The 23,100-nt window shown below is 44.1% G+C and carries 20 protein-coding genes; 12 read left to right on the forward strand and 8 right to left on the reverse strand.

Features of this window, described 5'->3' with window-relative positions:
- Nucleotides 1-2: 2 nt before the first annotated feature.
- Both M1M80_RS18635 and manA read right to left on the reverse strand, forming a co-directional pair.
- Nucleotides 3-2,645 (reverse strand): N-acetylglucosaminidase, encoded by a 2,643-nt coding sequence (locus M1M80_RS18635; RefSeq protein ID WP_060399629.1) that lies wholly within the window; start codon nucleotides 2,643-2,645, stop codon nucleotides 3-5.
- A 131-nt stretch (nucleotides 2,646-2,776) separates the two neighbouring features.
- Nucleotides 2,777-3,727, reverse strand: coding sequence for a mannose-6-phosphate isomerase, class I (manA, locus tag M1M80_RS18640; RefSeq protein WP_060399630.1), 951 nt, complete (start codon nucleotides 3,725-3,727; stop codon nucleotides 2,777-2,779).
- 266 nt (nucleotides 3,728-3,993) lie between these two features.
- On the opposite strand from manA, the gene gerBA reads away from it, so the two are divergent.
- From gerBA to M1M80_RS18655, 3 genes are read left to right on the forward strand one after another with little or no spacing between them, the layout of a single operon-like run.
- Nucleotides 3,994-5,445 (forward strand): spore germination protein GerBA, encoded by a 1,452-nt coding sequence (gerBA, locus tag M1M80_RS18645; protein ID WP_060399631.1) that lies wholly within the window; start codon nucleotides 3,994-3,996, stop codon nucleotides 5,443-5,445.
- A 5-nt stretch (nucleotides 5,446-5,450) separates the two neighbouring features.
- The gene (gene gerBB, locus M1M80_RS18650; RefSeq protein WP_060399632.1) at nucleotides 5,451-6,557 is read left to right on the forward strand and encodes a spore germination protein GerBB; all 1,107 of its coding nucleotides are present in this window, start codon (nucleotides 5,451-5,453) and stop codon (nucleotides 6,555-6,557) included.
- Nucleotides 6,554-7,678 (forward strand): Ger(x)C family spore germination protein, encoded by a 1,125-nt coding sequence (locus tag M1M80_RS18655; protein ID WP_060399633.1) that lies wholly within the window; start codon nucleotides 6,554-6,556, stop codon nucleotides 7,676-7,678. Before gerBB ends, M1M80_RS18655 begins: the two co-directional genes overlap by 4 nt.
- A gap of 36 nt (nucleotides 7,679-7,714) precedes the next feature.
- On the opposite strand, the gene M1M80_RS18660 is transcribed toward M1M80_RS18655, so the two are convergent.
- Entirely contained in the window at nucleotides 7,715-9,088 is a 1,374-nt protein-coding gene (locus tag M1M80_RS18660; RefSeq protein WP_003235555.1) for a sugar porter family MFS transporter, read from the reverse strand.
- A gap of 331 nt (nucleotides 9,089-9,419) precedes the next feature.
- On the opposite strand from M1M80_RS18660, the gene tagT reads away from it, so the two are divergent.
- Together tagT and ywtE are read left to right on the forward strand one after the other, a co-directional pair.
- Nucleotides 9,420-10,388, forward strand: coding sequence for a polyisoprenyl-teichoic acid--peptidoglycan teichoic acid transferase TagT (tagT, locus tag M1M80_RS18665; protein ID WP_060399634.1), 969 nt, complete (start codon nucleotides 9,420-9,422; stop codon nucleotides 10,386-10,388).
- Between the two features lie 157 nt (nucleotides 10,389-10,545).
- The gene (gene ywtE, locus M1M80_RS18670; RefSeq protein ID WP_003235559.1) at nucleotides 10,546-11,406 is read left to right on the forward strand and encodes a 5-amino-6-(5-phospho-D-ribitylamino)uracil phosphatase YwtE; all 861 of its coding nucleotides are present in this window, start codon (nucleotides 10,546-10,548) and stop codon (nucleotides 11,404-11,406) included.
- A 236-nt stretch (nucleotides 11,407-11,642) separates the two neighbouring features.
- Here ywtE and pgdS read toward each other — a convergent pair whose 3' ends face one another.
- The 5 genes from pgdS to pgsB form a co-directional block, all read right to left on the reverse strand.
- A complete protein-coding gene (gene pgdS / locus M1M80_RS18675) occupies nucleotides 11,643-12,884 on the reverse strand; it encodes a gamma-DL-glutamyl hydrolase (protein WP_080429126.1) in 1,242 nt (413 codons plus the stop codon).
- A gap of 140 nt (nucleotides 12,885-13,024) precedes the next feature.
- On the reverse strand, nucleotides 13,025-13,192 hold the full coding sequence (edmS, locus tag M1M80_RS18680) for an extrachromosomal elements maintenance protein EdmS (protein WP_003235563.1): 168 nt from the start codon (nucleotides 13,190-13,192) through the stop codon (nucleotides 13,025-13,027).
- A 14-nt stretch (nucleotides 13,193-13,206) separates the two neighbouring features.
- Nucleotides 13,207-14,349, reverse strand: coding sequence for a capsular polyglutamate synthetase PgsA (gene pgsA / locus M1M80_RS18685; RefSeq protein ID WP_060399635.1), 1,143 nt, complete (start codon nucleotides 14,347-14,349; stop codon nucleotides 13,207-13,209).
- Between the two features lie 18 nt (nucleotides 14,350-14,367).
- Nucleotides 14,368-14,817 carry a poly-gamma-glutamate biosynthesis protein PgsC gene (gene pgsC / locus M1M80_RS18690; protein ID WP_003227889.1) on the reverse strand — a complete coding sequence of 150 codons (450 nt, stop codon included), beginning with the start codon at nucleotides 14,815-14,817 and terminating at the stop codon, nucleotides 14,368-14,370.
- 14 nt (nucleotides 14,818-14,831) lie between these two features.
- Nucleotides 14,832-16,013, reverse strand: a complete 1,182-nt coding sequence (pgsB, locus tag M1M80_RS18695) for a poly-gamma-glutamate synthase PgsB (protein ID WP_003219593.1) — start codon at nucleotides 16,011-16,013, stop codon at nucleotides 14,832-14,834.
- Between the two features lie 781 nt (nucleotides 16,014-16,794).
- Here pgsB and M1M80_RS18700 point away from each other — a divergent pair.
- From M1M80_RS18700 to M1M80_RS18730, 7 genes are all read left to right on the forward strand, one after another.
- On the forward strand, nucleotides 16,795-17,784 hold the full coding sequence (locus M1M80_RS18700) for a LacI family DNA-binding transcriptional regulator (protein WP_060399636.1): 990 nt from the start codon (nucleotides 16,795-16,797) through the stop codon (nucleotides 17,782-17,784).
- Entirely contained in the window at nucleotides 17,777-18,658 is an 882-nt protein-coding gene (gene rbsK, locus M1M80_RS18705; RefSeq protein WP_032731661.1) for a ribokinase, read from the forward strand. Before M1M80_RS18700 ends, rbsK begins: the two co-directional genes overlap by 8 nt.
- Nucleotides 18,655-19,050, forward strand: coding sequence for a D-ribose pyranase (gene rbsD, locus M1M80_RS18710; protein WP_003235574.1), 396 nt, complete (start codon nucleotides 18,655-18,657; stop codon nucleotides 19,048-19,050). Before rbsK ends, rbsD begins: the two co-directional genes overlap by 4 nt.
- Nucleotides 19,051-19,065: 15 nt before the next feature.
- Complete coding sequence (gene rbsA / locus M1M80_RS18715; RefSeq protein ID WP_060399637.1) at nucleotides 19,066-20,547, forward strand: ribose ABC transporter ATP-binding protein RbsA; 1,482 nt, start codon at nucleotides 19,066-19,068, stop codon at nucleotides 20,545-20,547.
- A 1-nt stretch (nucleotide 20,548) separates the two neighbouring features.
- Nucleotides 20,549-21,517: a ribose ABC transporter permease RbsC gene (rbsC, locus tag M1M80_RS18720; RefSeq protein ID WP_060399638.1), complete on the forward strand. Its 969-nt coding sequence runs from the start codon at nucleotides 20,549-20,551 to the stop codon at nucleotides 21,515-21,517.
- Nucleotides 21,518-21,530: 13 nt separating this feature from the next.
- On the forward strand, nucleotides 21,531-22,448 hold the full coding sequence (gene rbsB, locus M1M80_RS18725; protein ID WP_060399639.1) for a ribose ABC transporter substrate-binding protein RbsB: 918 nt from the start codon (nucleotides 21,531-21,533) through the stop codon (nucleotides 22,446-22,448).
- Between the two features lie 109 nt (nucleotides 22,449-22,557).
- Nucleotides 22,558-23,094 carry an SH3 domain-containing protein gene (locus M1M80_RS18730; protein WP_060399640.1) on the forward strand — a complete coding sequence of 179 codons (537 nt, stop codon included), beginning with the start codon at nucleotides 22,558-22,560 and terminating at the stop codon, nucleotides 23,092-23,094.
- Nucleotides 23,095-23,100 lie beyond the last annotated feature (6 nt).

Genomic DNA, 23,100 nt, shown 5'->3' on the forward strand with positions numbered 1-23,100 from the left:
TTTTATTGATATTCCGGAACATCAAAGTAAAGCGTATAACCGTCCAGCAATGAATACAGGCTGTACATGCGGTTTACTTGTTTGTACGCCCAGCCGATGTCTGTTGCATATTGGTGTGTTGCTGTGGCTGACCATCTCATTTTGTACAGTGTGTCCTGATTGTAGGCTGTGTTGTGTATATACGATGAGCCTATGAATTTGGCTCCGCCGATAATGGCCGCTTCTGGTGTGAACCAGCCTTGCTCGTACGCATATTTGGCGCCGTAGTAATTCGGGTTGCTGTCGTATGCGCCAATTCCGTACATGTTATATACGGTTTTTCCGTTATAGGTTAAGCCATTGGCTAAATCGGATGTTCCGTTGCCTGTTTCAAGGAGAGCGTGTGAGATTAAATACAGCTCATTGATGCCGTATTTATTGGCGGCATCGATGAACGCCTTTGCTTTTCCTGTCAGGATGCCTTTGTTGGCAAGCACTTTCTGATTGACTTCAGTGACACTGAGGCCGGCTGTCTGTGACAGTTTGAGAAATTGGAAGTAGTATTTGCTGTCTCTGGAAAAGTTATTCGGATCTACATATTGAACCACTTCATCACTGCTTGCGTTTCGCCAGCCCAAATTGATTTTGGCCCAGCCGTTTGTCTGGCCGATGATTTTCACCTTATCGCCCTTTTTTAATTGGCCGATCACGTTCGTCGGGCTGACTGCCGGTGTAGACCGGATATTTAATACATCAGCCGTAACGGTTGAAGTTGCTGTATTAATATAAGTGAGCGATACGTAAGCCGCCCCGTCTGTTTGCGGGCTTACTGTCATTTGTTTTTGGACCATATCACGAAGCGAGAGATTGTAATTTGTTTTCATGATTTGCGGGCCGTTTTTGATTTTCACGATAGATGATGTCCATCCGTATAATTGTTTTAGCTTCAATGATGCCGCAGCAGCTGCGTCATTGCCTGTGAACTGTTCGTTTAGGCTGACTTTATAAAGCGTATTGGTTTTGGTTGTGTAGCTTGGGCTTACACTTTGCGCTTTTAGATAGGTTAACCCCTTGTTCAATGCTGTTTTGCTGCTGAGCTGAGCTGTCACGATTTTGTATTGTGTATATGCCGTTTCGCCTGTTTTTGCTGTTGTGCCGGCGGCATTGTTTTGTTTGAAAAATGCTAAAACGCGGTCAATATCTTCTTGGCTGATGATGGCTTCAGTCATGATTTTATAGCTGCTCGCTGCTGTCTTACCGGTTTTCTGGCTTGCTGCTGATATGTGATTCGATTTGAAAAACGTAAGTGCCTGATTGACTTTCGCTGTATCAAGCAGAGATTCAGTTGTTATTTTAAACGTGTTAGCTAATTGTTTTTTGACTGATTTTGCAGATGCACTGAGCTGATTTTTCTTTAATACGTTCAAGCCCTTTGTAACTTTTGCTTGATCTGATGTTTCTTCTGAGATGAGCTGATATTGATTTTCTGCTGTTGTTCCAGCTGCTGTTTTCGTTGCCTTTACTTTTTTCTGAGCAAAGAAGGCTGCGGCTTTGTTTGCTTGCTTCTCTCCTAAAATCTTTGCCGTCGTAATTTGATAGGCTGTGGACGTTGTCGTTTTTTTGACGCTGGATGACGTGTAATGCCACTTTTTCTTTTTAAAGAAAGTGTCTACTTTTTGCAGCTGCTGTTTTGTTAAACTCTTCATATTCACGGTATATGATGTGCTTTTGCCAACCTTTTGATAACTGCCGGATACACCTGTGTTTTTCTTGATTTGGCTGATGGCGTCCTTCACTGTATTCAGCCCTTTGAAATAAGCTGATTGGACATTGTATGACTCAGCAGTTGCTTTTTGATTGATTGATTTGTAGCTTCCTGTAATACCAGTGCTCTGTTTCAGCTGATTTAATAGGTTTTTGACATTCGCTTCACCTGAAATGGCGGCTGTTGTGAACGTATAGTAGGCTTGTCCTTTCACCGTTGCTTTTAATGATGCCTTCAGCCCTGATTCCTTTTGGAATGCGCTTTTGATCTGCTCAGCTTTGCTGTCTCCCACAATTGTGCCTGACTGAATGGCTGTGACAGAAACCGTGTGTGTGATTGGCTGATATGAGCTTTTAATCCCTGTTTGCTTAGCCAGGCTCTGTATAAGCGCCTTGACTTTTGTCTCATCAGCGATTTCTGATGTCGTGATGTTCACATAAGACTGAGCTGTTCCTGAAGCTTTTACAGCGCCAGCCACTCCCGTCTCCTGTTTAAGCTTGGTCAGCAAAGTGTTTGCCTGTTTTTCTCCGGAAATGGCACCTGAGGTGATGGTGACATACGGCTGTTTGCTACCGACAGGACTTGACGTGCCTGTAATCGCTGTCTGTTTGGTAAGCCCACTCAGTATTGCTTTCGCTTCTGCTTCGCTTTGTATGCCTGCAGCGGAAATTTGGTAGGTCGTTGTTGTGCCTGAAGCCTGATAGGAAGCATCCCAGCCGGTGTCTTTTTCCAGTTTGGCGACAGCCTGCGAGGCTTGGCTTTCTGTACTGAACGTTTTAGCCGGCTCTACCTTATATATCGAGTAGTCCGTATACGCTGCAGCCTGTGCAGAACCGGATATGGCAAAAAAGGCAAGGGACGCGGCGGACAGAAGCATAGGTGCGATTAATCTCTTTTTCATTCCTTCTCCTCTTTCTTATTCAATGAGTATATAAAACTAGTTTATTTATCGGCACGCTTATGCTTCATTTATAGGTGAATCACTTCCATTTTTTTAATAAAAAAAAACTTAATCTCGAAGTGAGATTAAGTTTAAATATGAGACACGATAAGTGTACAAGTTCCTTTAATCGTAAAATCGGGCATTTGAGCGGGCAAAATAAAGTGATCGCCTTTATTGAGCGGACATTTTTCGTCTCCATAGATCAGCAAACCGCTTCCTTCTATCACGCTGCAAAGCAGGAAGGATTCATCCTGAGATAGCTCGGCCTCACCATTTATGTCCCATTTATATACCGAAAAATATTCCCCTTGGACAAACGTTTTAATGGTTATTCCTTTTCTGGATTCGGTCGATTCATCTATATACCCGTCCACATGGGGAACCGTTGCCGCATTGACCGCTTTGGCAAAATGAAGCTCTCTCGGCCTTCCGTTGTTATCAAGCCGGTCATAGTCGTACACCCGGTATGTGGCATCTGAATTTTGCTGTGTTTCTAAAACAAGTGCCCCTTTACACAAGGCGTGCAGCGTACCGCTCGGCACATAATAGAAATCACCCGGTTTAATTTTGATTCTTCGCAGCAGGCCTTCCCAGTCACCGCTGTTGATCATTGTGACAAGTTCGGTTTTTGAGCGGGCCGTATGTCCGTAAATGATTTCCGCGTTTTCCTTACAGTCGATAATGTACCAGCATTCCGTCTTGCCGAGTTCTCCCTCTTCATTTTCTCCAGCATAATAATCATCAGGGTGAACTTTAATCGACATGTCTTCCTTCACGTCCAGCAGCTTTGTCAGAAGCGGAAATCGCTCCCCCTCCACGCCGCCGAATACTTCCCGATGCTCATCCCAAAGCTCAGTCAGTGTCTTCCCTTTATACGGGCCATTCGCTACGGTGCTCGGCCCTTTTGGATGAGCGGAAATAGCCCAGCATTCCCCCGTTCTTTCTGAAGGAATGCCGTATCCAAATCTATCTCGTAAAGCGGTGCCGCCCCAGATTTTTTCTTTAAACACAGGTGTTAGAAAAATCGGTGATTGCGTCATGATCCGTACCCCTCCCCTGTAAATAGCTGATCATTATTTTCCCGGTGCGCCCCCCTTACAAACGCCCGTATAAGCTGTCTTTTTCCTATGACAACATATGTACAAAGCATCATCTTTCGACAACCCTTTAAAGAAAACGCTTCCTTTATATTATATCACGTCGAAAAGAAGCTTTGTTTCAGGCTTTTCCTTATGAAGAATAATTCTCCTTTATTGATACAAATTAAGAAAAACCGTCAATATGTTTTATAAAGGGGAGAGAAACTATGCAAATCGACTCTGATCTCCAGCGCAATGTAGAAACATTGAAAAAAAAATTAGGGCAAAACGACGATATCATGTTTTATACGTTTTCTTTCGGAGACAGCAGACAGAAGGCGTGCCTACTGTATATTGACGGTTTGACAGAAAATAAACTTCTGGCGCAATACGTCATTTCTCCATTACAAAAAGAATCATTAGCCCAAAAGGTAGGCATGATTGAAGATTTATCAGCTTTCTTTTTCGGCTATCATCACAGTGTGATCTCTACAATAAAAGAAATACAGCAGCTCATTTTTTCCGGACATACCATTTTGCTGGCTGATGGTTACAGCGCGGGCCTGGCATTTGATACGAAAACATTAATGACGCGCAACCTTGAAGAACCTTCCTCTGAAATCGTGGAACGCGGTCCGAAGATTGGCTTTATTGAAAAACTGCGGACAAACACGGCGCTTTTACGAGAGCGGACGAGTGACCCTAATCTCGTCATAAAAGAAATGACGATAGGCAAAAGGACAAAAAAAAAGATAGCTGTCGCATATATTCAGGATATCGCCCCTGATTATGTCGTAAAAGAAGTGTTTAAACGGCTGAAGTCCATCACGACAGATGATTTGCCGGAATCAGGCACACTTGAACAGCTCATTGAGGATGAACCTTTTTCGATCTTTCCGACGATCTTAAGCACCGAACGTCCAGATCGTGTAGAAAGCTCTTTGTTAGAAGGCAGGGTTTCCATTTTGGTGGACGGCACCCCGTTTGCTCTCATTGTACCGGCAACGGTTGATGAATTTATTCATTCACCGGATGATTACAGCCAACGCTGGATTACAATGTCACTTATTCGTCTGCTTCGTTATTCGAGCATCCTGATTACCATTTATTTGCCCGGCTTATATATTTCTCTCGTTTCCTTCCACACGGGGCTTTTGCCGACCAGAATGGCCATTTCGATTGCAGGCAGCAGACTGAATGTGCCTTTTCCGCCTTTTGTCGAAGCCTTTATTATGATATTTACGATAGAACTGATCAGGGAAGCCGGTTTAAGGCTGCCAAAGCCTATCGGACAAACGATTGGACTTATTGGAGGCGTTGTCATTGGACAGGCAGCCGTACAGGCGCAAATTGTCAGCGCGCTGATGGTCATTGTGGTGTCCATTACCGCATTGGCATCCTTTACCGTTCCTTCATACGCCTATAACTTTCCGCTGCGCATTATTCGCATTGCGGGTATGATAAGTGCTGCAATGCTTGGCATGTATGGCGTCATCATGGTCTTTCTGTTTGTGATCGGCCACTTGATGCGACTGAAAAGCTTTGGCCAGGATTACATTATTCCGATAATGGCACAGCCCGGACAAGATTTAAAGGACACTGTGATTCGCATCCCTACCCTATTTTTAAAAAGAAGGCCTACCCGTAAAGACACAAAAGATAAAATCAGACAAAGGTGATAGCTATGATGCAATCAGAGGACAAGCTTACATTTATGCAGACGCTTATTATGGTAAGCAGTACAATGATCGGTGCCGGTGTCTTAACCCTTCCCCGCTCAGCCGCTGAAACCGACAGTCCGAGCGGATGGATCATGATCCTGCTGCAGGGTGTTATTTTTATTATTTTCGCCCTGCTTTTTTTGCCTTTTCTTCAACGGAACAGAGGGAAAACGATTTTTGAGCTCAACAGTATTGCAGCCGGAAAATTTATCGGTTTCTTTTTGAATTTATTTATTTCCCTTTATTTTATCGGTATCGTATGCTTTCAAACGCGGGTTTTGGGTGAGGTTGTCGGATTCTTTCTTTTAAAAAACACGCCGATGGCGGTTGTCGTGATTATTTTTCTGGCGGTTGCCATCTATCATGTGGCCGGAGGCGTTTACCCCATTGCGAAGGTATATGCGTATATCTTTCCTGTCACTATTATTATTTTCCTTATGCTTCTGATGTTCAGCTTTCGTTTATTTCAATTAGATTTTATCCGGCCCGTATTTGAAGGCGGTTATCAAAGTTTTTTTCATTTATTTCCTAAAACCCTTTTATATTTTTCAGGATTTGAAATTATTTTTTATCTCGTTCCCTTTATGAAAGATCCAAAGCAGGTAAAAAAAGCTGTCGCTTTGGGCATTGCAACCACGACTGTTTTCTATAGCATTACTTTGTTTATGGTCATTGGCTGTATGAGCGTGGCTGAGGCAAAAACAGTGACGTGGCCGACCATTTCACTCATTCACGCATTAGAAATCCCGGGGATTTTTATTGAACGATTTGACCTGTTTTTACAGTTAACCTGGACAGCCCAGCAATTTGCATGTATGCTCGGCTCCTTTAAGGGGGCGCATATTGGATTAACAGATATCTTTCACCTGAAAAATAAAAACAATCCGTGGCTGCTTGCTGCATTGCTGGCTTTTACGTTTTTCCTATCAATGTTTCCTGAAGATCTTAATGCCGTGTTTTATTACGGTACACTTCTCGGATATGTGTTTCTTGGTGTCATTGCAATACCATTTCTTATCTGGTTTTTAAGCTGGGTACAGAAAAAACTGGGGAGGGATCAGCTGCAATGAAGACAATGATGAAGCTTGCAGCAATGGTTCTGATGCTGCAGATGCTCTGCGGATGCTGGGATGTCAAAAATATTGAAAAACTGTCTTTCGCCAGAGGGCTTGCTATCGATGAAACTGATGACCATCAGTATAAATTAACGTATCAAAACCTCCTTCCCCAAAGTGAAGACAGCCAAGCATCCGGAAAACCCGAATTTGTCAATGTGACATCCCACGGGAAAACCATTCTAGAAGCAGTCAGTGATGTATCCATTAAAGACCCTCCTATCTATAGCGACCATTTAAAAGTCATTCTTCTGGGAGAAACACTCATGAGGAATCAAAACGTAGATCAGGTCTTCAACCATTTTATCCGGGATGATGAACTGCGGCGCAGCAGCTATTTGATGGCAGCCAGAGGGAAAGCCGGAGATATTTTTATGAAAGGAAGTCCGAAGCAGCAGCTGCCGATGCCTTCCGAAAAGCTGATTGATCTAACCAATAACAGCGGGTATAACGGGAAGATTATGATGCCGCTGCGCATCGGCAGGGCTTCTATCTATTGCCAAAATGGCTACAGTTTTCTCATTCAAGCCGTGAAAAACCAAAAGGGAAAAGCAAAGTATGACGGGGCAGGCATTATCAAAAGCGGCAGTAATAAACTCGTTGGATTTCTTTCAGCTGATGAAACCCAGACACTGACATGGGTCATGGGGACGATCCAGGGCGGCGTCATGCCGACGACAGATAAAGGACATCCGATTACGTTTGAGATTAAAAGGTCGAAATCTAAAATCAAGCCGGCCATTGAAAACGGAAAGCCTGTCTTTCAGATTTCTGTCAACACAAAGGGTATCCTGACAGAAGACCAAAATCCGAATGAAAACTCCTTTAGTAAAAGCTATTTGCACAGGCTTGAGAACATTTTTGAGAAAAAGCTTGAACGCGATGTAAAGAGGATTATGGATAAACTGCAGCATGAGTATAAAACCGATCCGGTCTTTTTATCCGACTACATCCGAATTCAATACCCTGAATACTGGAATAAAGTAAAAGGACATTGGGATGAAATATTTTCTGAGGCTGATTTTAAATACGATATTTCTTTCAAAATCATTAACTTTGGCACAGTCGGAAGATGAGCAATCAAAAGGGTGTGCATGATCGCGCACCCTTTTTTATGTTCCGACAGTCTGCTGTTTTCCAGCCGATCCTCCCTGTCCGTTTTTGTCCCTTAAATCCTGCTCAATTTCTTCAAGGCTTTTTCCCTTCGTCTCTGTCACTTTAAACCGGACAAATAAGAACGCCATAATACCGATCGCGGCATAAATCAGGAATAAATAACTGATGCCGATCGCTTCCATTAATATTGGATAGGTTAATGAAACAATCAGTGTCCCAACGTGCAGCATCAAGGTGGATACCCCGGTTCCGATTCCTCTGACATGGAGCGGGAATAATTCAGGAAGCATCACCCAGACAACCGGGCCCCAGCTGACCGCAAAAACAACGATAAACACACCTAAACAAATGACTGTCGTCCATGAGGCAGCCGGAGTGTTATCGAAAAAGAGATTCACCAGTGCGAGAACGATCAAGCTGATCACCATCCCGGCATTCCCGAATAACAATAGCGGCTTTCTCCCGATCTTGTCTATGATTTTTATCGCTACTAATGTCATGAGAACATTGACTGTGCCGATTCCGACCGTTCCTAAAATCGAAGCGGAGTTTCCGAATCCGACGTTTGTAAAGGTCTTTGGCGCATAATAGATGATCGTATTTGTTCCGATAAATTGCTGCAGAAACGCCAGTCCCAAGCCGGCAATCAGCGCGGGACGCACCCAAGGATCGAACAGCTCCTTCAGGCCTCCTTCATCCTGCTTTTCCGCTTCTTGAATATCATGTATTTCCTGATCAATATCTTTTGTGCCACGCAATTTTTCAAGAATCTTCTTCGCTTTGCCCTCTTCGCCGTTCGTGAACAGCCAGCGCGGGCTCTCCGGCATAAACAAAATGCCAATGAGCAAGAGCAGCGACGGCACAGCAGCCAATCCAAGCATCCAGCGCCACGCTTCGGCATCAGCAAATATGTAATTGACAATGTAAGAAAGAAGGATGCCGACCGTGATCATCAGCTGATTCAGGGATGACAGCGCCCCGCGTTTTTGTTTTGGAGCCAGTTCAGATAAATAGAGCGGTACGATGGTCGTCGATGTTCCGACTGCAAGTCCCAAAATGATGCGAAACAGCACCATGACTCCTGTATTCGGGGCGAGCGCCACACCCAGACCTCCTATACAAAACAGCAGCGCGGCCGCCATAATTGCTTTTTTTCTGCCGAAACGGTCAGTCAGCTTGCCAGCCGCTCCTGAGCCTAATATCGCCCCAACCAATAAGGAGCTGACAACAAGTCCTTCCGTAAAGGCGTTCAAGCCTAAATCCTTTTTCATAAATAAAATAGCTCCGGAAATCACTCCGGTATCATAGCCGTATAATGCGCCTCCCAGAGCGCCGAAAAAATAAAGCCATATATTTGACTGCTTTTTCATAAAAATGACTCCCTTTCTCCATCAGCTGCAATCATTCTGTGTCTGTGGCGTTTTTTAGAAATCTTTTAGCCTCTTTTTCCGGCCATTAAACCTTTTCATTTTTGCAGATCACAAGTTTCCAATCATTTACTTGCATTTTTTTCAATAGAGCCGAAACATTTTCCCTCTTGCGGCGTCCAATATAAGGTGATTCAGCACATTATAAATTTCAATTTTCAAGAACAAGAACTTATAAATATAGGAATTTTTATCGAAAAATGTCTTTCGGTGAGTTGCCCTATGACAAAATGAATGGTACGCTTCAAATATTAAAGGAACGAGAGGTATTGATATGGAGGAACGATCACAGCGCAGAAAGAAAAAGAGACGACTTAGAAAATGGGTGAAAATCGTTGCCGGTTTGATGGCTTTTCTTGTCATTGCGGCAGGCTCTGTCGGCGCCTATGCTTATGTAAAGCTGAATAATGCTTCTAAAGAAGCTCACGTCAGCCTTGCACGCGGAGAACAATCAGTAAAACGGATTAAAGAATTTGATCCCGGTAAAGATTCTTTCTCTGTATTGCTCTTAGGAATTGATGCCAGAGAGGAAAACGGCGAGAGTGTCGATCAGGCAAGAAGTGATGCGAATGTGCTGGTTACATTTAACCGGAAAGAAAAAACAGCCAAAATGCTGAGCATTCCGCGTGATGCCTATGTCAACATCCCAGGCCACGGCTACGATAAATTTACACATGCTCATGCCTACGGCGGCGTTGACCTCACTGTGAAAACAGTTGAGGAAATGCTGGATATTCCAGTTGATTATGTCGTAGAAAGCAATTTCACAGCTTTTGAAGATGTCGTAAATGAGCTGAACGGCGTCAAAGTAACGGTAAAAAGCGATAAAGTCATTCAGCAAATCAAAAAAGATACAAAAGGAAAAGTGGTTCTTCAAAAAGGAACACATACGCTTGATGGAGAAGAAGCGCTTGCTTACGTAAGAACACGTAAAGCGGACAGTGACCTTTTACGCGGACAAAGACAAATGGAAGTGCTGAGCGCCATTATTGATAAATCAAAATCACTTAGCTCAATTCCGGCTTATGATGATATTGTGGATACGATGGGGCAAAATCTGAAAATGAACTTATCTCTTAAAGATGCCATCGGCCTGTTCCCGTTCATCACTTCATTGAAATCAGTTGAGTCTATTCAACTGACGGGTTATGACTATGAACCTGCCGGTGTTTACTATTTCAAGTTAAACGATACAAAACTGCAGGAAATCAAAGAAGAGCTGCAAAACGATTTAGGTGTATAATGAACGGGATGGCGATTACGCCATCCCGTTTTTACATATTTCCTTGTTGAAAATTATCAAAGTAACGTTTAGCCTTGATTTATATGGTTTATGTTTCTAAGGAAAGCTGAACATACTACACGAAGCAGCTTCATTTTTAAGGAGGTTCCCCCTACATATGAAATTAATTGCGATTGATTTAGACGGTACATTACTGAATAAAGAAAGCGTCATTTCTGCTGAAAACAGAGCGGCTATCAAACGGGCCGTTGATGCCGGCATCCTCGTCACCATTTGCACGGGAAGAGCAACATTTGATGTAAAAGCGCTGCTGGATGACTTGGACATCCCGATCATTGCGGCAAATGGCGGAACGATCCACGACACGGGTTACCGTTTGATCAGCCGGACATTAATGGATCAGGAGGCCGGTAAAGCGATCGCTGATTACTTACTCTCAAAAAATATTTACTTTGAGGTATATACAGATGACCATCTGCTCTCTCCTTTTGACGGCGAAGCTAAGCTGCATGCGGAGCTTGATATTCTAAAGAGCGCGAATCCAAACGAAAAGACGGATGAATTGTGGCAGGGAGCCATGACTCAGTTCAAGCAGTTCGGCATTAAACCGATCCCTCATATCGAATCGGTTTTTGACGGCAGTGAAAACATTTATAAGCTGCTTTGCTTCTCCTTTGACATGGACAAGCTGAAACAAGCGAAGGAAGAGCTGAAGCATCATAAAAAACTGGCACAAACCTCTTCCGGAAAACATATTATCGAAATCCTCCCGGCTTCTTCAGGTAAAGGACGCGCGCTGACAGAGCTGGCTGAAATATACGGAATTGAAACACAGGATATTTATGCGATCGGCGACAGTCCGAACGATTTGTCCATGTTTGAAGTCGCAGGACACCGTATCGCCATGGAAAATGCAATCGATGAATTAAAAGAAAAAAGCACCTTTGTCACAAAGAGCAATGACGAAAATGGTGTGGCTTACTTTATTGACCAGCTTCTTTCCGGCCAATATGCATAAAGAAAAGACTCCAGAGATTCTGGAGTCCTCAAATTGTTGACAAAATCCTAAAACGGTTTTAGTTTTAGGATTTTGTCATTTTTTCAGCGTGATTGAAAACCCTTGAAGTCTAGGAAAGGTGAGCATTGGAGCGGAGCGAATGTTCTAATTCGTGAGCACCGACGCGCAGACTTGACAACGAATGCGAGGGTTTGTCGACACGCTGAAGACTCCAGAGATTCTGGAGTCTTTGTCTTTTATTGCACCCGTACACTCCCCGCATATTTATCTTTCCAATACGTGCTTGTGTTCATATTGGTGATGGTCACACCATTTGATAATGTGACATGAACAACTTGTCCGTTTCCAATATAGATGGCGGGATTTAAGCTTGTTGATTGGAAGAACACAATGTCTCCCGGCTTCAGGTCCGCCTTCTCAATCTTAGTTCCGGCTTTGTACTGGCTTGTTGCGTATCGAGGCAGGGAAATACCCGCTGCTTTCTGGTACACATACTGGACAAAACCAGCTGTATCAAACCCAGTCTCTGGAGACGCTCCGCCTTTTTTGTAAGGAACTTCTCCGATATAAAGCGTAGCTTCGGAAACGATCGGATTTTCTTTTGGAATTGTCAGGTTGTCAAATCGGCGAATGCCTGTCATCTTCGATTTCCAGTAATCCTCCGACAAGTAGGAAATGGTTACTTTTTCTGAACGGCTTGCCTGAATAAATCTTCCTCCGCCAGCATAAATGCCTGCATGTGAAATTCCCGTTTTGTACGTATTGCTGAAATAGACAACATCACCAGGCTTTATGTTCTGAGGCGCCACCTTCTCACCCACTGCCCACTGCTGTTCGGCTGATCGCGGCAGATATATGCCGAGTGCCTGTTGAAACACATATTGCACGAGCCCTGAGCAATCAAAGCCTTCTGACGGTGTGCTTCCGCCAAACACATATGGAATGCCGATATATTTTTCGGCCTCCTGAACGACAGGAACATTAGCCGTGGCCGGATCGGCTGCAATTCGTCTCGCCCCGATATAAGATCCGCTCCAATAGCTGCTTTTTGTGTAATTGGTGATGATAACCCCTTTTGATAACGTACTGTGAATCATTTGGCCGTCTCCGATGTAAAGAGCGACGTGTGTCGGAGCAGTCCCGGTGCTTCCCTCTTTTTTGAAAAATAAAATATCGCCCGGCTTCAGGTCTTCCGGCTTTACGGCCGTTCCGACTTTATACTGATCGTTCACAGATCTCGGCAGATGAATATCAGCCTTACTGAAAACATATTGAATCAATCCCGAAGGATCGAATCCCTCTCTCGCCGTTTCACCGCCGTATTTATACTGATACCCAAGCAGTTTTTTTGCTTCGCTGACGATCAATTCAGATGATGTATCAGCCTCCGCAATCTCCGCTTTTGTCATAATTGGAACCAAAAAACAAATGATAACCGCCACAAGCAAAAACTTCTTCCAGTTTGCCAGTGTGTTCACTTTTATTATCTCCTCCTCTTTTTGCAGTTTTAACATCGGTATTTTTTTGAATATGTTAAGAAACTTTTTGATATTTTTACAGAATGAATATGCTGGGCAAATAAAAAGAGAATGTCTCATCAGACACTCTCTTTTTCGAATTATTTATTGGCGTTTACCGGTTCTTCCTGCTGTTGGATTTTATGCATTTCCGTATTAATCTTCTGTTTTTCCTGATCTGTCAGCTGATCATTGAATTTAAAAGCTGACATAAACATGAACACGATGGCTACGGCAACAAACGGCCAGCTAGCTTTGACAAATTTCATCTTTATCACTCCGATTATTTAGATTTTAGTTTATCGCTATGGTCAACATCAAACATCAGTTTTCCGTCTTCTACTTTCCATGCGAAATTAGAGTCTTTTGTCAGTTCACGAATAATTGTTTTCTGTTTGAGACTGTCTTTTTTGACCGGTGCAGGCGTCGCTTCATGGATATCAATCGGCGTCACTTCGAAGTGGCCTGTTCCGTTTTTCTTCAGGTGATACTGAACCAGTGCACTGTCTCTCGTTCTCGTCCAGCCTTGGTCAAAGACAAAGTTGCCGAGGCTGTAGAAAATGACGGTTCCGTTATACACTTCAATCGGTTCCAGTACGTGCGGGTGATGGCCGACGATGATATCAGCTCCCGCATCAGACATGGCTCTTGCAAGCTGGCGCTGACGGTCGTTTGGATCGTTGTCATACTCTTGTCCCCAATGTGACTGCACAACGACGATGTCCGCGTGCTTTTTCGCTTCTGAAATCATAGGAATAAAGATTTCAGGATCTGCGGGCAGCACGCCCGGCGTATTCTTTTTAGCCGCGAAGCCTTTTCCGGACACATCTGTAAAGCCGAGCGTGGCAATCGTTACCCCATTGACTTCCTGGTACGAAATATTCTTTTTCGCATCGCTTAAGCTGTATCCTGCTCCAACGATATCAAGATCTTGTTTCGCAAATTCTCCAAGTGTATCTTTCATCCCCTGAGCGCCGTAATCCATTGCGTGGTTGTTTGCGCTGTTGAGAACCGTGAAGTTCATATCTTTTAAGACTTGCACTGATTCCTTATTCGTCTGCAGATGAATTTCTTTATCTGCTTGTTTATAATTCTTTTTATAGGTTACCGGGTTTTCGAAGTTTCCTGCTACATAATCCGAGGCTTTAAAAATCGGTTCAACATATTGAAAAATACTGTCTGCCCCTTTTTGCTCCGTTACTTTTTCAACATAGCGCCCCATCATAATATCTCCGACAAATGAGGCTGAGAGAACGTCGTCAGAATACGTTTTGACCTTCGGCGTTTCTGCTTTTCCCGCCCACATAAAAGCGAACATGAGGACAAAAACGATCGGAATGGCGATAAATACGTGCTTATTGGTTTTCTTTTTTTGCTGTTTTGTCAGCTTTAGCAGCTTTTCATGAAAGCTCAGTTCTTTTTTCATCGTTTGACACACCTTACATTAAATTAAGTAGTAAACAAACATGATAGCAAAGGTCGCTCCGCTCAATAGCAGCGTGCTTCCGAACGTAATGGTTAATCCTTGTTTCTGAATGGTATTGGCAATTAAACCTGGCACGATGATGCCGATTCCTCGAAATTCTGCGATTTCAAATGGTACAATCGGGTATAGAAAATCAAACGCAATTTTCAGTACAATCCCTGTTATCAGCATGGCAGCGAATTTTCTGCGCCCGTATAAAATCATAAATTTGGATAAACCGTATTTCACAATGACATAAGTGAGCAAGCTCACTAACAAAACGAGTAAAATAAAGACCGGCTGATTAAACACAAGTCCTAAATATCCCGGTACAACAAGTCCTGCCGGCACGATTCCTGTTTTTTCTGCAAAAATCAAACTGAGTAGTACACCTAAAATTAGTGCAATGTATAAATCTGATCCGAACATGTCTGCATTTCCTCCTAGCTTACGAGCTGCTTAACCTTGTATTCGTGGATTTTTTCAATTAAAGGCTCTGCGGCACCATGAATATTGCCGACGCCATATATGACACGGTTGTGCATTCTTTTCTTTAACAATTCCATAATTTCTTCTGTTGACTTGTACTCTAGATCATGCAGTTTGTCTGCAGGAATTTTGCCTTCTTCGTAGGCTTTTACGATCGGTTCTGTTGTTTCACCAATTAAGATCAGTTCACTTGCTTCAATATAAGGCAATACGTCATTTGCGAATTGCTGTGTCCGATCGACACGGTCTGCGCGGCAGTTCATAATGATGATCGGATCATCGGTCGGGTAACCGATTTCTTTTACACGTTTCCATATATTCAAAGTAGAAGAAGCGTCGTTTGCGGCAAACCCATTAACAAAGTGCCCAGGCTCGCTCGGACTGATCAGCGGAAGAATTCTCATTGCTCCCGGATCTGGCGGCGCATTCAGCATTCCTTTAAACGCTGTTTCTTCGTCAATGCCGAGTGCTTGAGCCACACCCAGTGCCAGAGAAGCGTTATCAGGGAATACCATGTATTCAAATTTACGCAAATATTCATCTGTAATTTTTGAGTTATCAGCAATGATGACTTTTGTGTTTCGTTCTTTTGCTTTTTGTTTAAAGAACTCGGTATATTCACTATCTGTAATAACAAGATGGCCATTATAAGGAATTGTAGCAGTAAACGCTTCCGCAATTTCATCGAGCGTAGGCCCCATGACATCCATATGGTCTTCTAAAACGTTAACGATCACGCCGATATTGGCTTGCAGAAGTTCTTCCTGAAAGATAATTTGATAATCCGGGTTAACAGCCATGCATTCACTGACAATCGCATTAGCCCCTCTTTCTACTGTTTCTTTCATGACTTCTTTTTGCTCTCCGATATTCGGTCCCTGAGGCTTCCGTTTAATCGGCTTTTCCTCCGGTGTATCCCAGTAAATCATTCTTGCGTCTGTTCCTGTTGTTTTTCCAACAGTCTTGTAACCGGCTTCTATTAGTATTCCGGTTGTCAGCCTTGTCACAGTCGATTTCCCTCGGATGCCGTTAATATTCACTCGAACAGGGAGGGCATCAATGTTTTTCTGATGTCGTCGTTTTTCTAATATTCCGATGACCAGTATGACAGCACAGGCTATAATGAGTAACCACATTGCTTTTCGACATCTCCTTCTATATTGTTGTAAATTCATTCATCAGTATATAGAATCACTATGAATTCTCAATCGGCATTATGTAACATAATCTTCCCTAATCCACTAAGCCAAACTTCTCTTTTGAAAGAGATTTTGTACCCACAAACTGTTTTCTATTTTTGGAAAAAGGCAGGACTTACACCTTATCTCTTTTTTAAAAAAACAAAAGGAATGCGCTTTCATTTTTCTCTTGATATCCTTCTGGACGTATAGTCACACCTCGGTGTTTGCATTTAATATGTATTTCAAATCAATCTTTTTTTCAGCCTATGATATCAAGCTTTTCCTGCTATAATGCGTGTTTCCGGTTCTTATGAACACAAAATATTTTTTTCCTGTTTCTTAAGGACAAGGTCATAATGTCACCCTTTCTGCATGGAAGCGGCAATATTAGGCCCATACCAAAATGACTAATGGGATCATTCATGAAAACGCTAAACATCCGGGTCCGATTTCTCTAACATAATTAAACATTTTCTGGGCGGATAGTCTTTTCTGTTTCTCCTCATTTACAGGTCTAAACGCATGACTTTGAAACAATTTTAATAAAACTTAATATTTGTTCAAGAAATCTTCATCCAGAATTGTGAAGACTTTGTCAAAAAAAGAGTGAAAACCTTAAATTTCTCAATTATATACAATTTACAATTAGATTTCTTTTGATATTTTTATTGCCAACTTCGGATTGCTCATGATAATCTATCTATGTAAACGGTTACATAAACAAGGAGGAGCTGTTTTGGCTACAATTAAAGATGTCGCCGGAGCGGCGGGCGTTTCTGTTGCGACGGTATCCCGTGTCCTGAATGACAACGGCTATGTACATGAAGAAACGCGAACGCGTGTCATAGCGGCGATGGAGAAGCTGAACTATTACCCGAATGAAGTCGCAAGATCTCTTTATAAAAGAGAATCCCGGCTGATCGGGCTTTTGCTCCCGGATATCACAAACCCTTTCTTCCCCCAGCTTGCCCGCGGTGCGGAGGATGAATTGAACCGGGAAGGCTATCGCCTTATTTTCGGCAACAGTGACGAGGAATTAAAAAAAGAACTTGAGTACCTTCAAACCTTTAAACAAAATCATGTCGCTGGCATTATTGCCGCAACGAATTACCCGGATCTTGATGAATACAGCGGCATGAATCACCCTGTCGTTTTTCTGGACAGAACACCTGAAGGCGCTCCTTCTGTGTCCAGTGACGGCCATACAGGAGGAAAATTAGCTGCCGAAGCCATCATTCACGGAAGAAGCAAGCGCATTACGCTCTTGAGAGGCCCCGCTCACCTGCCGACCGCTCAAGACCGCTTTAACGGCGCTTTGGAGGTCTTACAGCAGGCCGAAGTTGATTTTCAAGTCATCGAGACGGCTTCATTTTCTTTCAAGGATGCGCAATCGATGGCGAAGGAACTGTTTGCCTCATATCCTGAGACAGACGGTGTGATAGCGAGTAATGATATTCAAGCCGCTGCGGTTTTACATGAAGCATTGCGGCGCGGAAAAAACGTGCCGGAGGATATTCAAATTATCGGCTATGATGACATTCCGCAAAGCGAGCTGCTGTTCCCGCCTCTGTCTACAATTAAACAGCCTGCATATGACATGGGCAAAGAAGCAGCCAAACTGCTTTTGCGTATCATCAAAAAACAGCCGCTGACAGAAACGGCGATTCAAATGCCCGTCACCTATATAGGAAGAAAGACGACAAGAAAGGAAGATCATGATGCGTAATATTTGTGTGATTGGAAGCTGTTCTATGGATTTAGTGGTCACCTCGGACAAACGCCCAAAAGCCGGTGAAACAGTACTTGGCACGTCGTTTCAGACTGTGCCGGGCGGTAAAGGAGCAAATCAGGCCGTTGCTGCTGCAAGACTTGGCGCCCACGTGTTTATGGTTGGCAAGGTCGGAGACGATCATTATGGAACAGCCATTTTGGATAATTTAAAAGCAAACGGCGTTCGCACCGATTATATGGAACCGGTTACACATAAAGAAAGCGGAACCGCCCACATTGTGCTTGCTGAAGGTGATAACAGCATTGTCGTCGTCAAAGGTGCGAACGATGACATCACCCCATCTTATGCGATTGACGCGCTTGAACAGATTGAAAAGATCGATATGGTCCTGATTCAGCAGGAAATCCCGGAGGAAACGGTTGATGAGGTGTGCAGATACTGCCATTCTCACGATATCCCGATCATGCTCAACCCGGCACCGGCCCGCCCGCTGAAGCAGGAAACAATTGATCACGCCACCTACCTCACGCCGAATGAACACGAGGCGTCGATCTTATTCCCTAGGCTTACCGTTTCTGAGGCCTTGGCGCTTTATCCGGCGAAGCTCTTTATTACAGAAGGAAAACAAGGCGTCCGCTATTCAGCCGGAAGCAAAGAGCGGCTCATCCCGTCCTTCCCTGTTGAGCCTGTTGATACAACCGGAGCCGGTGATACGTTTAACGCAGCCTTCGCCGTTGCTCTGGCAGAGGGAAAAGACATTGAAGCCGCATTGCGGTTTGCCAACCGTGCCGCTTCCCTTTCTGTCTGTTCCTTCGGCGCCCAAGGCGGAATGCCGACAAGAAAAGAAGTAGAGGAGCTGCTGTCATGAAAAAACACGGTATACTGAACAGCCATCTTGCCAAGCTTTTAGCCGATCTTGGCCACACTGATAAAATTGTCATCGCGGATGCGGGGCTGCCCGTTCCTGACGGCGTTTTGAAAATTGATCTTTCACTGAAGCCGGGTCTCCCGGCTTTCCAGGATACAACGGCAGTGCTCGCAGACGAGATGGTCGTCGAAAAAGTCATTGCTGCATCTGAAATAAAAGCTTCTAATCAGGAGAATGCAAGATTTCTAGAGAATCTTTTTTCTGAGCAGAAGATTGAATACCTTTCTCACGAAGAATTTAAGCTGCTGACAAAAGAAGCAAAAGCAATTATAAGAACAGGTGAATTCACACCATATGCAAACTGTATCCTGCAGGCGGGTGTGCTTTTCTAGAAAGGAGGATGGGACATGCAGATTGAAATGAAAGACATTTATAAAGCATTCGGAAAAAACCAAGTGCTGTCGGGCGTTTCCTTTCAGCTCGTGCCCGGTGAGGTTCACGCATTAATGGGAGAAAACGGCGCCGGCAAGTCCACGCTTATGAACATTCTGACAGGCCTGCATAAATCGGATAAAGGGCAAATCAGCATAAACGGAAACGAAACGTATTTTCCCAATCCGAAGGAAGCGGAAAAGCATGGAATCGCTTTTATCCATCAGGAATTGAATATCTGGCCGGAAATGACCGTTCTTGAGAATCTATTTATCGGAAAAGAGATATCCTCTAAGCTGGGTGTTCTACAAACGAGAAAAATGAAAGCGCTAGCAAAAGAGCAATTTGACAAACTGTCTGTCTCTCTTTCTCTTGATCAAGAAGCGGGCGAGTGTTCTGTCGGACAGCAGCAAATGATCGAAATCGCAAAAGCGCTCATGACCAATGCCGAGGTAATCATTATGGATGAACCTACAGCAGCGTTGACGGAACGTGAAATCAGCAAGCTATTTGAGGTCATTACAGCGTTAAAAAAGAACGGCGTATCCATTGTATACATTTCGCACCGCATGGAAGAAATTTTTGCGATTTGCGACAGAATCACCATCATGCGTGATGGAAAAACCGTAGACACAACAAACATCTCAGAAACCGATTTTGATGAAGTCGTCAAAAAAATGGTCGGCCGCGAGCTGACTGAACGATATCCGACACGCACTCCTTCTCTCGGCGACAAAATATTCGAGGTGAAAAACGCCTCTGTCAAAGGACGTTTTGAAGATGTCAGCTTTTATGTTCGTTCCGGTGAAATCGTCGGTGTTTCCGGATTGATGGGAGCCGGCCGGACAGAAATCATGAGAGCGCTGTTCGGCGTTGACAGGCTGGACTCGGGTGAGATATGGATCGCGGGAAAAAAAACGTCCATTAAGAACCCGCAGGAAGCGGTGAAAAAAGGGCTCGGCTTTATCACAGAGAACCGCAAAGATGAAGGGCTGCTGCTCGACACATCAATTCGCGAGAATATTGCTCTGCCCAATTTGTCCAGTTTTTCTCCAAAGGGCCTCATTGATCACAAACGGGAAGCTGAATTTGTCGATCTGTTAATCAAACGCCTGACCATCAAAACGGCATCATCTGAAACGCATGCACGCCATTTATCAGGAGGCAACCAGCAAAAAGTGGTGATTGCCAAGTGGATCGGCATCGGGCCGAAAGTGCTCATCTTGGATGAGCCGACCAGAGGTGTGGATGTTGGCGCCAAACGGGAGATTTATTCGCTGATGAATGAGCTGACAGAACGCGGCGTCGCCATCATTATGGTGTCATCAGAGCTGCCGGAAATTCTCGGAATGAGCGATCGCATTATCGTTGTCCATGAAGGCAGAATCAGCGGAGAAATCGATGCGAAGGAAGCAACACAAGAACGAATTATGACACTTGCCACGGGAGGGCGGTAATATGAAAACGGAACAACTGCAAACAGAACAAAAACGGATCCATTTCGACGGAGTCATGCAAAAGCTCGGCCCGTTTCTCGGTTTATTTATTCTCGTTATCATTGTATCTATTTTAAATCCCAGCTTTCTTGAACCGCTGAATATTTTAAACCTGCTTCGCCAGGTCGCCATTAACGGATTAATCGCGTTCGGCATGACCTTTGTGATTTTAACAGGCGGCATTGATCTTTCTGTCGGCGCTATTCTTGCCCTGTCCAGCGCTTTAGTTGCGGGAATGATTGTATCTGGTGTCGATCCGGTTCTTGCGATTATCCTGGGCTGTATCATTGGTGGCGTACTCGGCATGATCAACGGACTATTGATCACAAAAGGAAAAATGGCGCCCTTTATTGCCACGCTTGCAACCATGACTGTGTTTCGCGGACTGACGCTTGTGTATACAGACGGAAATCCGATTACCGGACTTGGCACAAACTACGCTTTTCAGCTGTTTGGGCGCGGTTACTTTTTAGGCATTCCTGTACCTGCGATTACGATGGTTCTTGCCTTTGTCATCCTTTGGGTGCTTCTTCATAAAACACCGTTCGGACGCCGAACGTACGCAATCGGAGGCAATGAAAAAGCCGCGCTCATTTCAGGCATTAAAGTGACGCGCGTGAAAGTGATGATCTATTCTTTAGCCGGGATTTTATCCGCCCTTGCCGGCGCCATATTGACTTCTCGCCTGCATTCAGCACAGCCGACTGCCGGGGAATCGTACGAACTGGATGCTATCGCAGCGGTCGTCTTAGGTGGAACAAGTCTTTCCGGTGGCCGCGGACGCATTGTCGGCACGTTAATCGGGGTGCTGATCATCGGCACACTTAATAACGGACTCAACCTGCTTGGCGTCTCATCGTTTTATCAGCTGGTTGTCAAAGGGATTGTCATCTTAATTGCGGTATTATTAGATCGCAAGAAGTCAGCATAGGAGGGTTTTTCATATGAAAAAGGCTGTATCCGTCATTTTAACGTTATCATTGTTTTTATTAACTGCCTGTTCGCTTGAGCCTCCCCAATGGGCAAAGCCGTCAAACTCGGGCAACAAAAAGGAATTCACCATCGGCTTGTCCGTCTCAACGCTTAACAATCCCTTTTTTGTCTCATTAAAAAAGGGTATCGAAAAAGAAGCTGAAAAACGGGGAATGAAAGTCATCATTGTCGATGCACAAAATGATTCATCAAAACAGACGAGTGACGTAGAAGACTTAATTCAGCAAGGTGTCGACGCATTGTTAATCAACCCAACTGATTCCTCGGCGATCTCAACGGCAGTAGAATCTGCAAACTCAGTCGGTGTGCCCGTCGTAACAATCGATCGTTCCGCCGAAAAAGGAAAAGTTGAAACTCTCGTTGCTTCTGATAATGTCAAAGGCGGTGAAATGGCCGCAGAATTCATCGCTGACAAACTTGGAAAAGGAGCAAAGGTGGCAGAGCTAGAAGGCGTGCCCGGCGCATCTGCCACACGAGAACGCGGCTCAGGATTTCATAACATCGCAGATGAAAAGCTTGACGTTGTCACCAAACAATCAGCTGACTTTGACCGCACCAAAGGCCTGACTGTCATGGAAAACCTGCTGCAGGGACATCCGGATATCCAAGCTGTTTTTGCTCACAATGATGAAATGGCGCTCGGTGCTCTCGAAGCAATTAACAGCTCAGGAAAAGATATTATAGTGATCGGTTTTGACGGCAATAAAGATGCGCTCGCTTCCATTAAAGACGGAAAGCTCTCAGCCACCGTCGCCCAGCAGCCTGAATTGATCGGTAAACTGGCTACAGAAGCAGCCGATGATATTTTGCACGGAAAAAAAGTGAAAAAATCCATATCTGCACCTCTCAAACTAGAAACACAAAAATAATTGCCAAGGATCAGATCTTTATCTGATCCTTTTTTATGTTTAGGAATCTGTGAAAACGTGAATAGGGATATAGAATGAACTATTTCTCTTACGTGAGGAGAGGAACGAAATGAACAAAACAACAAAAATATTATCCACTCTGGCACTTGCAGCCGGAATGACTGCGGCTTCCGCAGGAGGCGCAAGCACGATCCATGCACAGCAGCCAGAAACAACTGTAAGCATTGATGATTTATACAGCTATCCGATTGATTCTTATTTGGTGTCAGCAGAGGCTCTAAATGTCAGAACGAAGGCTTCCGCATCAAGTCATAAAGCCGATACGCTGCACTTGGGCGACAGCTTAAAGCTGATTTCCTTCGCAAACGCTGACTGGGCAAAGGTTCATTATAAAAACGGCAAAACAGGCTTTGTCTCCACTCATTACATTGTAAAAGCTGCTACAACAGTAAAAACCAAAACAAAAACAAAAGTATATACATCCGCTGAAGGTAAAAGCATCAAGACTCTTCCAGCAAACACAAGCGTTTCTTTTTTAGGCTGGAGTAAAACGAAAAAAGGCGGTTTTGATTTTGATTGGGTATTCGTTGATTACGGCGGAGCGACAGGCTATATGAAAACAAAGGATTTACACATGACAAAATAACTGAAA

Source organism: Bacillus inaquosorum, from assembly GCF_023238325.1.
GTDB lineage: Bacteria > Bacillota > Bacilli > Bacillales > Bacillaceae > Bacillus > Bacillus inaquosorum.

Bases quoted from the DNA above. Each gene is read 5' to 3' on its own strand.
- M1M80_RS18635 (WP_060399629.1), bottom strand. From the start codon at position 2,645: ATGAAAAAGAGATTAATCGCACCTATGCTTCTGTCCGCCGCGTCCCTT.
- manA (WP_060399630.1), bottom strand. From the start codon at position 3,727: ATGACGCAATCACCGATTTTTCTAACACCTGTGTTTAAAGAAAAAATC.
- gerBA (WP_060399631.1), top strand. From the start codon at position 3,994: ATGCAAATCGACTCTGATCTCCAGCGCAATGTAGAAACATTGAAAAAA.
- gerBB (WP_060399632.1), top strand. From the start codon at position 5,451: ATGATGCAATCAGAGGACAAGCTTACATTTATGCAGACGCTTATTATG.
- M1M80_RS18655 (WP_060399633.1), top strand. From the start codon at position 6,554: ATGAAGACAATGATGAAGCTTGCAGCAATGGTTCTGATGCTGCAGATG.
- M1M80_RS18660 (WP_003235555.1), bottom strand. From the start codon at position 9,088: ATGAAAAAGCAGTCAAATATATGGCTTTATTTTTTCGGCGCTCTGGGA.
- tagT (WP_060399634.1), top strand. From the start codon at position 9,420: ATGGAGGAACGATCACAGCGCAGAAAGAAAAAGAGACGACTTAGAAAA.
- ywtE (WP_003235559.1), top strand. From the start codon at position 10,546: ATGAAATTAATTGCGATTGATTTAGACGGTACATTACTGAATAAAGAA.
- edmS (WP_003235563.1), bottom strand. From the start codon at position 13,192: ATGAAATTTGTCAAAGCTAGCTGGCCGTTTGTTGCCGTAGCCATCGTG.
- pgsA (WP_060399635.1), bottom strand. From the start codon at position 14,349: ATGAAAAAAGAACTGAGCTTTCATGAAAAGCTGCTAAAGCTGACAAAA.
- pgsC (WP_003227889.1), bottom strand. From the start codon at position 14,817: ATGTTCGGATCAGATTTATACATTGCACTAATTTTAGGTGTACTACTC.
- pgsB (WP_003219593.1), bottom strand. From the start codon at position 16,013: ATGTGGTTACTCATTATAGCCTGTGCTGTCATACTGGTCATCGGAATA.
- rbsK (WP_032731661.1), top strand. From the start codon at position 17,777: ATGCGTAATATTTGTGTGATTGGAAGCTGTTCTATGGATTTAGTGGTC.
- rbsD (WP_003235574.1), top strand. From the start codon at position 18,655: ATGAAAAAACACGGTATACTGAACAGCCATCTTGCCAAGCTTTTAGCC.
- rbsA (WP_060399637.1), top strand. From the start codon at position 19,066: ATGCAGATTGAAATGAAAGACATTTATAAAGCATTCGGAAAAAACCAA.
- rbsC (WP_060399638.1), top strand. From the start codon at position 20,549: ATGAAAACGGAACAACTGCAAACAGAACAAAAACGGATCCATTTCGAC.
- rbsB (WP_060399639.1), top strand. From the start codon at position 21,531: ATGAAAAAGGCTGTATCCGTCATTTTAACGTTATCATTGTTTTTATTA.
- M1M80_RS18730 (WP_060399640.1), top strand. From the start codon at position 22,558: ATGAACAAAACAACAAAAATATTATCCACTCTGGCACTTGCAGCCGGA.